The 10,725-nt window shown below is 52.7% G+C and carries 15 protein-coding genes; 2 read left to right on the forward strand and 13 right to left on the reverse strand.

Annotated elements, in window-relative coordinates; genetic code table 11:
- Nucleotides 1-728 (forward strand): FAD-binding oxidoreductase (locus MVG27_RS02020; RefSeq protein WP_297556039.1); only part of this gene is annotated, 728 nt, incomplete at its 5' end.
- Between the two features lie 64 nt (nucleotides 729-792).
- On the forward strand, nucleotides 793-2,031 hold the full coding sequence (locus MVG27_RS02025) for an MFS transporter (protein WP_297556041.1): 1,239 nt from the start codon (nucleotides 793-795) through the stop codon (nucleotides 2,029-2,031).
- Here the strand turns inward: MVG27_RS02025 and MVG27_RS02030 are convergent.
- The 13 genes from MVG27_RS02030 to MVG27_RS02085 form a co-directional block, all read right to left on the reverse strand.
- Entirely contained in the window at nucleotides 2,015-2,551 is a 537-nt protein-coding gene (locus tag MVG27_RS02030) for an RNA 2'-phosphotransferase (RefSeq protein WP_297549063.1), read from the reverse strand. The two genes, MVG27_RS02025 and MVG27_RS02030, sit on opposite strands and share 17 nt — an antisense overlap.
- Nucleotides 2,552-2,582: 31 nt before the next feature.
- Nucleotides 2,583-3,902, reverse strand: coding sequence for an FAD-dependent oxidoreductase (locus tag MVG27_RS02035; RefSeq protein WP_297549075.1), 1,320 nt, complete (start codon nucleotides 3,900-3,902; stop codon nucleotides 2,583-2,585).
- Between the two features lie 111 nt (nucleotides 3,903-4,013).
- A complete protein-coding gene (locus MVG27_RS02040; protein WP_297556044.1) occupies nucleotides 4,014-4,463 on the reverse strand; it encodes a potassium channel family protein in 450 nt (149 codons plus the stop codon).
- Nucleotides 4,372-4,893, reverse strand: coding sequence for a pentapeptide repeat-containing protein (locus tag MVG27_RS10155; RefSeq protein WP_297549067.1), 522 nt, complete (start codon nucleotides 4,891-4,893; stop codon nucleotides 4,372-4,374). The genes MVG27_RS02040 and MVG27_RS10155 overlap by 92 nt, the downstream gene beginning before the upstream one ends.
- Complete coding sequence (locus MVG27_RS02045; protein WP_297556046.1) at nucleotides 4,821-5,315, reverse strand: pentapeptide repeat-containing protein; 495 nt, start codon at nucleotides 5,313-5,315, stop codon at nucleotides 4,821-4,823. Before MVG27_RS02045 ends, MVG27_RS10155 begins: the two co-directional genes overlap by 73 nt.
- Before the next feature lie 18 nt (nucleotides 5,316-5,333).
- The gene (locus MVG27_RS02050) at nucleotides 5,334-5,801 is read right to left on the reverse strand and encodes a putative toxin-antitoxin system toxin component, PIN family (RefSeq protein ID WP_297551464.1); all 468 of its coding nucleotides are present in this window, start codon (nucleotides 5,799-5,801) and stop codon (nucleotides 5,334-5,336) included.
- Nucleotides 5,777-6,043, reverse strand: coding sequence for a ribbon-helix-helix domain-containing protein (locus MVG27_RS02055; protein WP_297551462.1), 267 nt, complete (start codon nucleotides 6,041-6,043; stop codon nucleotides 5,777-5,779). The genes MVG27_RS02050 and MVG27_RS02055 overlap by 25 nt, the downstream gene beginning before the upstream one ends.
- A 62-nt stretch (nucleotides 6,044-6,105) precedes the next feature.
- Nucleotides 6,106-6,783 (reverse strand): UMP kinase, encoded by a 678-nt coding sequence (gene pyrH, locus MVG27_RS02060; RefSeq protein ID WP_297551470.1) that lies wholly within the window; start codon nucleotides 6,781-6,783, stop codon nucleotides 6,106-6,108.
- A gap of 69 nt (nucleotides 6,784-6,852) precedes the next feature.
- Nucleotides 6,853-8,019, reverse strand: a complete 1,167-nt coding sequence (locus tag MVG27_RS02065) for an FAD-binding oxidoreductase (protein ID WP_297551468.1) — start codon at nucleotides 8,017-8,019, stop codon at nucleotides 6,853-6,855.
- Entirely contained in the window at nucleotides 8,012-8,284 is a 273-nt protein-coding gene (locus tag MVG27_RS02070; protein WP_297551460.1) for a (2Fe-2S)-binding protein, read from the reverse strand. The genes MVG27_RS02065 and MVG27_RS02070 overlap by 8 nt, the downstream gene beginning before the upstream one ends.
- Before the next feature lies 1 nt (nucleotide 8,285).
- On the reverse strand, nucleotides 8,286-8,540 hold the full coding sequence (locus tag MVG27_RS02075; protein ID WP_297551458.1) for a hypothetical protein: 255 nt from the start codon (nucleotides 8,538-8,540) through the stop codon (nucleotides 8,286-8,288).
- On the reverse strand, nucleotides 8,537-9,043 hold the full coding sequence (locus MVG27_RS02080) for a 4Fe-4S binding protein (protein ID WP_297551455.1): 507 nt from the start codon (nucleotides 9,041-9,043) through the stop codon (nucleotides 8,537-8,539). The genes MVG27_RS02075 and MVG27_RS02080 overlap by 4 nt, the downstream gene beginning before the upstream one ends.
- A complete protein-coding gene (locus tag MVG27_RS02085; RefSeq protein ID WP_297551453.1) occupies nucleotides 9,036-10,481 on the reverse strand; it encodes an FAD-dependent oxidoreductase in 1,446 nt (481 codons plus the stop codon). The genes MVG27_RS02080 and MVG27_RS02085 overlap by 8 nt, the downstream gene beginning before the upstream one ends.
- Nucleotides 10,482-10,725 lie beyond the last annotated feature (244 nt).

Consider the following 10,725-nt stretch of genomic DNA (forward strand, 5'->3'; position numbering starts at 1 on the left):
CGACCGACGGAAAGGCCAGCCCCTTCCACTCAACCGCGGCCTTTGCGCTTCACGCCGAGGAATTCGGGGCTAAGTTAGTTGAGTACACGGAAGTGAAGGACTTCATCATCGAGAACGGCGAGATTAGAGGGCTGAAAACGAGCAGAGGAGTCATAAAGACCGGCATCGTCATCAACGCCACCAACGCGTGGGCCAAGCTCATCAACGCGATGGCCGGAATAAGGACGAAGATACCGATAGAGCCCTACAAGCACCAGGCAGTAATTACACAGCCCATAAAGAAGGGCTCGGTTAAGCCTATGGTGATTTCGTTCAAGTACGGCCACGCTTACCTGACCCAGACGAGCCACGGCGGGATAATCGGAGGCGTCGGCTACGAGCTGGGCCCGACCTACGACCTGAACCCGACCTATGAGTTCATGCGCGAGGTGAGCTATTACTTCACCAAGATAATCCCCGCTTTAAGGGAGCTCCTAATCCTGAGGACGTGGGCCGGCCACTACGCTAAAACACCCGACAGCAACCCGGCGATAGGTAAAATCGAGGAGCTGAACGACTACTACATTGCCGCAGGCTTCAGTGGACACGGCTTCATGATGGCCCCGGCTGTTGCCGAGATGGTCGCCGACCTCGTCACGAAAGGAAAGACAGACCTTCCCATTGAGTGGTACGACCCGTATCGCTTCGAGCGTGGCGAGCTTCGCGGTCAGGCCCTGCAGATGGGCTGACTTCGGCCCTTTTCTTACCATTTCGACGGAAATTTTATAAGGGGCTTACCCTTTCTTTTCGCTGATGGCGAAGAGGGAGAAGGCCATCCTACAGGGAAAGCGCGAGAAAACGCTCAAACTAAAAAAGCTCCGGGTTAAGCGGAGGAACGTCTTAATTCTCGCCATGGCGATGTTCATCGCCAACGTGTCCTTTGGAATGGCCTTCCCCTACCTGAGTGTTTACATGCGCCTCCTCGGCGCGAGCATGTTCATGGTGGGTCTTTTGAGCGTGGCATTCAACCTCACCTCAACCGTCTTCCAGTACCCCTTCGGCTGGCTCTCCGATTCGACGGGCAACAGGAAGACCTTCATTGCATTTGGGGTCGCCTCTATAGGCCTCTTTTATACTGCCATGGCTTTCGTCGGGTCTGCAACGGGCGTTCTGATTCTGAGAACCCTACAGGGAATCTTCGGCTCGGCGATGACCCCGGCACATTCCGCTCTAATCTCAGAGCTCTCAACCCGGGCTGGTTCCATATTCGGCCTCTTCAACTCCATCGAGAACGCCGGTTACATGGTCGGTAACTTCCTAGGCTCGGTGATAGTTGGCTATCTCGGCATAAAAAAGCTCTTCATCCTTTCCGGCTTTCTTCTCTTTATCTCCGCCGGCATAGTTCTCCTAATCCGCGAGCGCCCGACGGGAAGGCGTTCCCTCCTCGGCATGATTCTCGTTCAGGAGGGCAGGGAAAGCTGGCGGGCAACCGTGAGAAGTTCGGCCTTTAAGAAACTCATGCGCGGTCACCTCGGTATCTTTTACATCACGGTCTTTCTCGTAATGGTTGCCAGCGGGCAGTTCTACAGCGTCTCCTCCGTTTACTTTAAAGAAACCTTCGGCGAGTGGAGCGTCGGCGTTATCTTTGGGATAGAGAGCCTCGCGGCCGCGCTGACAGGTTACTCCCTTGGAAAGCTGATAGACAGGTATGGAGCGAAGAGGTTCTACCTTCTTGCCATAGCGGGCTACGCAGTAGCTTTCCTCCTTTACGCTTTCGTTAAAAACGTCTGGCTGGTCTTCGGCGTTGCCTTCCTTTCGGGGGTTAAGTGGGTCATGACGATAAACTCGACATCAGCCTACGTGGCTCAAAACGTCAAGGTGAGCGAGAGGGCTCAGGGAATGGGTCTGCTCAACGCGATGATGAGCCTCGGCTGGGTAGTTGGGCCGTTACTCGGCGGTTATCTCGCAGGGATAAGCTTCGAGCTGGACTTCGTAAGCACGCTGATTCCCCTCGGACTGGCCTTTGTTTTAGCCCTTAGACTGCCAGGGTGATGCAGTCTGGAGGAACTTCCTTCACTATCCTCACGTTCTTTCCGGCCCTGTAGATTTTGAACCCCTTCCGTCTGAGGCAGTCAGCGTCTATGACGAGAAGAACCACGTCCCTCCCGTGCCTTCTGCCCGTTTCAATGGCCTCGCTTCTGCTCGTTGTCAGGTGAACGAACTGTCGCTTCATCGGCTTGAGCCCTTCCCTGAGAATAGAGGACAGGTTTCTCCTCGGCGTCCCGTGGTATAGAATCCTTGACTCGATGTCCTCCTCGTGGTTTAAGCTCACCGAAAAACTGTGGCCGTAGCGGGCGCGGATTTTTCCATCTCTAATCTCGTAGCGCCCCTTTGGGTCGTTCGCAACAATCTCGCGCACAAACTCCTCGGTAACGTCGGGATAGACACTCTTCAGGGCTTTTACAAGCTCTTCCAGTGGGACGAAGCCCCTGCTATCGGGCTCTAGTCCAAATTCCTCCGGCGAGTGCCTTAGGATATACGCCATCAGCTTGCTGACCTTCGCCCGGTTCATGGTAAAAAGATTGAGGCAGGACTCTAAAAACTCAACGGAACTTCCTCAGGGCCATCTCACCAGCCACACTTATCGGGTCTATCGTCGGGCTTATCGGTGGAGCGTAGGCAGTTTCGAGGTAAACGACGTCCTCAACAGTTGCTCCCTTCTGTGCTAAGGCTGAAAGCGTCATTATCCTTCCCCATACCCTTTCGCCACCGACTACCTGGGCCCCGATGAGCCTCCTGTCTGACTTTCTAAAGATAACCTTAACCGTTATCGGCTTTCCTCCCGGGTAATACTCGGGCTTGGTCGAACCTTTGAACTTGCCGACCGCTATGTCTATGCCCTCCTTCTTTGCCCTCTCCTCCGTTATTCCAAAGGTGCCTATCTCGAGGCCAAAGAGCTCTGTTATTGCCGTGTTGAAGACGGGCTTAAACGATACGTCCTTCCCGGCTATATGTTCAGCCGCGATTTTAGCCATTCTAACCGCGCTCGTTCCAAGCTGGCTGAGCGTTCTCTTTCCCGTTACGGCGTCAATAACCTCGGCGCAGTCGCCTATAGCGTAAATATCTGGGTCGCTCGTCTGGAGGTGCTCGTTTACAACTATTCCCCTGTTGACCTCGAGGCCGGCTTTCTTGGCGAGGTCAACGTTCGCCCTCACACCGGTGGCGACGAGAACCAGCTCTGCTGGAATCTCTTCTTCCCCAACTTTCACAGCCTTAACGGGGCTTCCAATTATCTCGCTGACTCCCTCGTTGAAGCGGAAGGAAACGCCGTGTTTTTCCATCTCGGCCTGGACGAGCTTTGCCGTGTCTTTATCCAGCATCGTAGGCATTAGCCTGTCCATCAGCTCTACAACCAGAACCTCCATGCCGAGCTTTGCAAATGCCTCAGCCCCTTCAAGGCCTATCAAACCGGCGCCGATTACGACGGCTTTCTTCGGCTTCCTTTCGGCGATGTAAGACTTAATCCTGCGCACGTCGTCGAGGCTCTTGAGGGTGAAGACGCCCTCGTTTTCAATCCCCTTTATCGGCGGGATAAAAGCTTTTGAGCCAACCGCCAGGACTAGCTTGTCGTAGGGGACTTCGCCCTTGTCGGTGATTACGACCTTCCTCTCGCGGTCTATGGCTTTGGCCTCAGTGTTCAGCATGAGCTTTATTCTCTGCTTTTCATAGAACTCGTTAGGGAAGACGATTACATCCTCCGGCTTCTCAATCATTCCGCTTATCACGTGCGGCAGGGCACAGGGGGAGTACTGCATCGTTGGTTCCTTCCCGATGACTGTAATCTCGGCCTTTCTGTTGGCCTTCCTGAGAAAGAGGGCGAAGTTGCTCCCAGCTGTGCCAGAACCGATGACGACAACTTTCATGGACACCACCGGGGAGTGAAGGGGGAGGAGGTATAAAAAGGTGGCTTTTGTAAGGGGGGATCAAATCCCAAAGCTTTGCGGAAAAACCTGGATAAAGGTCAAGTCTCGAAGTCAGCGCATCCACTTACGGGCTATGACAGCTACTATCAGCGCCATAAAGACAGCTCCGGTCAATGCTTCAAGGGCGCTCAGGGCTTTCAGCCAGCCGGTCGGGTGCATGTCGCCGTAGCCGAGGGTTGTGAAAGTGACGAGGGAGTAGTAGAGGGCGTTGGCAAAGCGGACGAGATAATTTGAGGTTTGAGGAAAGCCTTCAATGTAGGCGCTCCAGAGGGTGTATGGAACCGCATTGCCAATAATAATAAGCAAGGAAAACAGAAAGAGTCGAACCCAGTTTGTACCGTATTTCGAGGGTAGATCAGCCAAGAGCCATTCAACGAAGTTGTGAGTGTGAGCCTTAAGTTTTTCCAACTTATTCCGTGCGTTCTTTATGCGTGCCCTCCTTTTGGCGCGCATTTCGAGAACGAACATGATGTCTGCTTTTTCTCTCTCCCAAGTGCTCATAGGTTATACATTGGATTTTTGCGGCTTCTGCTAACGGTTGAGGGTAACAAAATCGTGTTTTAGTCAGCTCAGTCGCTCTACCCCCAACAACTTTGGAGGGAAAGAATTCAATGTATTGCTTAAAATAAGTGCCTTCAAAAGACAACATTTTCCCACAAAATTTTGCACCAATGAACTTTGAGACCTCTAGGATGGACTGTGAAAAATCTGCGGAACCTAAAAATTGAGTTAAAGAAAAATCCGCCAGTGTTTGAAAAACAGCACCAGAAAATGTGATTCTACCTCGGAACTCACTTTCTCTAAAAAGAGCATCTCTCTTGAATTTTGCTCCCGAAAAATCAGTATTGCCAAATACTTTTACCCTATAGAAATCCAAATCTTTCTCAAAGATTGCTCCAGAAAAATTTGCATCAAATAAAAAGTTTGACAACGCAAAAAAAAAACATACTTAAAGTGTGCTCCAACAAAAGATGCACCCTCCTCAAAAATAGCCTCAACAAAATCAGCATATATGAATATTGCACCAGAAAAATTGGCCTCTTTCTTAAATAGACTTTTCCATAAAGAAAACTTTAATCCCCAAAGATTTCCCTGTGAGTCAACATATTCAATTGGTACATCTGGAATCTCGGGGAACACGTATCCACTTGCATCTACAGGCCCCTCAAAAACCAGCCTCTTTATCTTTTGTCCCTCAACCTCAATCTCCTCAACCCTCGGTTTGAACCTCTCCAGAAACTTCTTGTAAAACTCCACGGCCTCTTCCTCACTCTTGTTAGGCTTATGAAAAATACAGTACTCCCTATCGGCAGTCTCAGGATCGCAGTTCCCAAAGTGTGCCATCTTGCACATACGTGCTCACTAACCTAACTACACTCCGGAGTTTTTATCCCTTTCGACGACCTCAATGAACTCGGCTGGAGTTAAGATTAGAAACTTGTGCCCTTTAAGAGAAAACCTCATCTCCTTATCTCTCAGTCTCAGCACGTGCTTCTTGTTGAGACTTATCAGAAAGTCCGCCTTGGCAGAATAAACAACATCAAATAACTTGTTGTCATCGGGGTCAGGCGAAACGTCGAAGTGTTCAGCTGGCTCAACTATGACGGAGGAAGCCCTGAAAATCCTGTAAATCCATAGTGCATAAACCCTGCTCTCAAGGTATTTGAGAACCTTCTCGCTCGTGAGCTTGAAGCGAAGCTCCTCAAGTATCGCTTCGGAGGTGTAGGAGCGAACCGCTCCATTGACGATCATGTCGAGTACCTTTCCAGAACTGCCGAAGGGGTTTATCGCCGCCGCTATGACGACGTTCGTGTCTAAGACGACCTTGAACGCTTCCATTCCTCGTCCACTTCCTCAAGGAGCTTTTCGATTTCCTCCTCAGATGGAAGCTTCCTACTCCTCGCGAGGAGCTTGTACTCCTCCCAGAGTTCTTTGGGAGACTCATAGTGCAGGAGGAAGAACCTGACTGCTTCCTTGATGAACTCGCTCCTGCTTGAGAACTCCCCCCGCTCGACCAGTCTGTCTATCTCGCGCATCAGGCTAGGAGGAAAGCGAACGGAAACCTTCTCCGCAGTGGACATTCCATCACCGTAGGACAATAGTCGGACAAAATATATAAACGTTTTGAGGAAAGAGAGAACTCTCAGGGCTCCACGATCGTTCCGCTGTGCTTCCCTTTCACGACGTCAAAGAGATGGTACGCATCACGCTTGCCGACTATGTAGGTTCTTATCCGCCCGCGCTGGATGAACTTAGCAGCGAGAGCATCAACGACCCCACTGCCACCGGCTTTGCTCTCGGCCTCCATGGCTATCTCCACGAGTTGCTCCGGCGTTATCCTGTCGAGCTTTTTGGCATTCGGGTTCTTCCGCGGGTCGGAGTCGTAGACGCCGTCCACGTTGGTGACGACCACGAGAAGGTCGGCCTGCAGGTACTCGGCCAGAAGGGTTGCCACGGCATCTGTGGTGTGGCCAGGATGCGTCCCGCCCATTATCGGTATCTTCTTGAGCTGTATGACCTCCCAGGCCTTACGGAAGTCCTGGATTACGAAGGGATATGCCTTTTCTCCGAGCGCCGCTATCAGGAGCATCGCGTTTGCCCTTGTTATGTGAATTCCAATGTAGTCCTTGAATGTCTCGTTTGGTGTAAACTCCTTTGCGGCTTTGATGTATTCCCTTGCAACCTTTCCGCCGCCGACTACAACGGCCACCTCGTGGTCCTCGCTTATCTTGATGAGTTCGTACGCTATGGCCTTGATAAAATCGACGTCCGGATCATCTGGAACGAGAACAGAGCCACCTATGTCGAAGACTATTCTCATGACGACCCTCACGATGCTAATCGGGTTACTTTATAATCTTTTTTCTTGTTGTAAAAATGGCAATATGATTCAGCCTATCTGAAATGCCGAGCTTCTCAGCTCACTCCTCTCGAATCTGTACGGGTCATACCACTCCCACTCGAGCGGAACCTTTGAACATCCCTTTGAAATTAGTTCAGCAATCGCCTGCGCAACGGCAGGGGCCATCATGAAGCCGTGTCCAGAAAAGCCAGCCGATATGTAGAAGTTGTCAAGGAGTTTTCCGATGGCGGGGTTACTGTCGGGGGTTTTGGCATAGAACCCGGCCCACTGTCTGACTATGTGGGCATAGCGGAGAGGCGGGGCGATTTTCACGGCATAGCGGAGGACACCACGCAGAAAGTCATAGGTCGGCTCGTAGTCGTCGAGGCTCTTAGCTTTGTGCTCTATTCCGGCGCCACAGATTATTCCCCCGTCCTCTCCGTCCTGGATTATGTACGCATCGTCCCAGCTTGGCGGACAGACCAGAGGCTCGGCCTGACCCCTCTCAAGCGGTTCCGTCTTGACGAGCTGGTGTTTGTAAGCGGTTATAGGGACGAGGTCGCGCTTCAAACCGGCCATCTCGTTGATGAGCGGTGCCCAGGCGTTGGAGGCGTTTAAAACCGCATCTACCTTAACGCCCTCAACTCTCCCGTTGCTTCTGAACTTAACGGCCGTTATGACCTTCCCTTCGCGCTCAAGTCCAACGACCTCCGTGTGCTCCCTTGCATCGACACCCAGCTCTCTGGCCTTCCGCAGGTATGCGAAAAGCGTCTTGAAGGGGTTTGCCTTGCCGTCTTTCGGATTCCATGCTCCTGCCAGGAATGGCTCGGTGTTGAGAATCGGCACTATTTCCCTGGCCTCGTCCATATCGATTAGCCTCGTCGGGACGCCGAAGCGGTTCTGGAGCTTTATGTTCGCTTTAAACGCCTCGATTTCCTCCTTACTTGTGGCCAGAAACAGATACCCTGTCTGTGTGAAGCCTATATCCGCCTCGAGTTCCTCCTCAAGCCCCTCCCATCGTTTAACGGAATACTTCATGAGCCTAACGTTTGCCTCGTCCGTGAACTGGGCGCGTATTCCTGTGGCACAGCGGAATGTGGAGCCCGAGCCGAAATAGTTCTTTTCGAAGAGGATAACATCTTCCCCGAGCTTAGCTAGCTCGTAAGCGGTGGCGACGCCTATTATCCCACCGCCGATTATCGCAACCTTACTCATCGCCACCACCCACGAGAACCTCAACGCGAACGGGCCTTATCGGAACCCTCGCTTTAGGTAGTGGTATCTCCTCGGGTTTCCTTCCTGTCTTCCTCGCGAGGATTGAAATTACAATAGGAATGCATGTTCTCCCCTGGCACGGGCCCATGCCAACGCGGAGAAGCCTCTTGATTTCCTCGATGTCGGTAATCCCGGAATCAATGAGGGCCTCAATGTCCTCCACGGTCACGTCGTTACAGCGACAGACTACCCTTTTCCCGGCCATGTTACTCCCCCCGTTCAGCCCTTGCTTGCGCATATTGAGGCATCAGCCTCAACACGTCGGGAGTTTTGCTCCCAACGAGCGCTGGCGGAATGTTTCTGACTCCTAAACCAGCTTCAACGACATTGGGTGCCTGCGCAATTGATGCCATTCTGTTGTTCATCTCTGAAATGCGCCCTTCGGGCGCGAGATGACTGTGAACCTTGCGGAGATGTTCCATCTTTTGGCACCCCTCAGATATAATCTCGGCGGCCGTCATTCTCTCACCACCTTAACAGCCCTTACCTCCCAAGCGAGCTCTATCGGAACTTCGACGACGATTATCGGAGTGTCCCCCCTGCTCTTTTCCCTTGGAACGACGGTGAGTATCTTGCCTTTCCCGACGGGCTCTCCAATACGGTTGAGGAGAACGACTTCATCTCCCCTCTCTGGGAGCGGAAGAAGTTCGTGGGGCATCGTTATCCTCGCCTTATCCCCGACGTAATGCACCATGAAGAAGGCCAAACCCGGACAAATCTGGACGCAGAGGGAGCAACCTATGCACCTCTCGTAGTCCACAATGGGTAAATCGTTGGGTGTTGGCATGCTTATCGCTTCTGTGGGGCATATTTCCCTGCAGGGCGCGCAGGGTATCTCCTGGGGGCACTCGGGGACGGCAACGGGCCCTTTCCTTAGCCTTTCCTCACCCGGCTTTGGAATTATCGAGAAGAGCTCCTCGGGTGTTATGTATCCCCTCTGAAGGTAAGGAGGAATCTCAGCCATCACCATCGACCTCCGCAAGGAGCTTCCTTATTCCCTTAATCACGTGCCTGCCGAAGGGCCCGGAGCGGAACTCGTCGAGGTCGCGCTGGGCTTTCTCTATCTCTTTGACCCAGTTCTCGTCTGCTATACCGAGCCTCAACGCGGCGGCGATACCGGCTATCTTGCCTTCGAGCATCGCCGTCGTGGCCTCCTCTATTCCAGCCGAGTCGCCTGCGACGAAGATTCCCCTGACCGTTGTTTCCATCCACTCATCTCTAACCGCAACGTGGCCTCCAAGCTCGCGGACGTACTTTATCTGACATCCGGCCTGATGGAGGAGCTCGATGCTCGGCCTCAGGCCAACTGCGAGGGCTATAACATCAACCTCCACCGTCTTCTCCGTTCCGGGAATGGGCCTCCAGTTCTCGTCGAGCTGGGCTATTACCGCTCTCTCCACCTTCTCCTTTCCCTCAGCCCGGAGAATCGTGTGCCTAGTGAGAATTGGCACTCCAAGCCTTCTGACCTTGGCAGCATGCACGAAGTAGCCACCAACCCTGGGCATAGCTTCGACTATGGCCTTCACCTCAACCCCTGCCTGAAGGAGCTGATACGCCAGAATAAGCCCCACGTTTCCGGCCCCGACTATTAAAACCTTTTTCCCCGGTTTTACGCCGTAGGTGTTCATAAGGGTCTGAATGGCTCCGGCTCCGTAAATTCCGGGTAAATCGTTGTTCTCGAAGGGTATAACCCTCTCCATCGCGCCGGTGGCAACGATAACAGCCCTCCCGCGGAATTCAATCAATTCCCTGTTGTTTTTAACGGCCAGAACGAGCTTCTCATCATCGTCTTGAAATATCCCCACAGCAGAAGTTTCGAGGAAGACCTTCACGTTTTTCCTCTTTTTGAGTTCCTCCTCAAGGATTTTCGCTATCTCAATGCCCCTCACTCCAGCGAACTGCTCTCTCTTCCCGAAAAACTTGTGGGTCTGCTTGACGAGCTGGCCTCCAAGCATGGGGTTCTCATCGATTAGAACGACCTCTGCCCCCGCATCGGCCGCGTTGAGTGCCCCCATAAGTCCAGCTGGACCTCCTCCTATGACAATGATGTCCGCCTCTACGACTCTAGCGTCCCTGAACTCCGGTGGTCTGGCTTCCCTTGGAAGTTTTGCCCTCCCCTGCTGGCGTTCTATCCTCATTCCGTCTTCAACGAGTGTTATGCACGTCCTCACGTTGGGAATCCCGTTCACGACCATAAGACATGAGGAGCACTTCCCTATGGCGCAGAACAGCCCGCGGGGACGCTTTTTGTTTGGAGAATAGTTGAGAACCCTTATCCCGGCGGCGTGGAGGGCCGTTGCAATCGTTTCGCCCTCGTATGCCTTGATTGGCTGTCCTTCAAAGTAAATGGTAACCTCTTTCCCGCGCTCAAATCTCAGAACAGGATGTTCACTGAGGCGCACTGAAAGCCACCCATGAACCGGTAGTGGTTAGTGCTTATGAAAATTTTTCAATACTTTGGTGGGAAACCTTTGGTTTTTGAACCTACCAAACCTTTATATATCCCGTCCTGAAACTAAAACCTGGCGGCGGGCTAGGCCGGGGGGTTCGGCGTCCCCTGTAACCGGAAACCGCCGATATGCCGGGGCCGAAGCCCGGGGGGCGGTTCCCAAAACCGTGCCCCGAAGCCGGGGTGCAACGATGAGT

The sequence above is a fragment of the Thermococcus sp. genome (assembly GCF_027011145.1).
Taxonomy (GTDB): Archaea; Methanobacteriota_B; Thermococci; order Thermococcales; family Thermococcaceae; genus Thermococcus.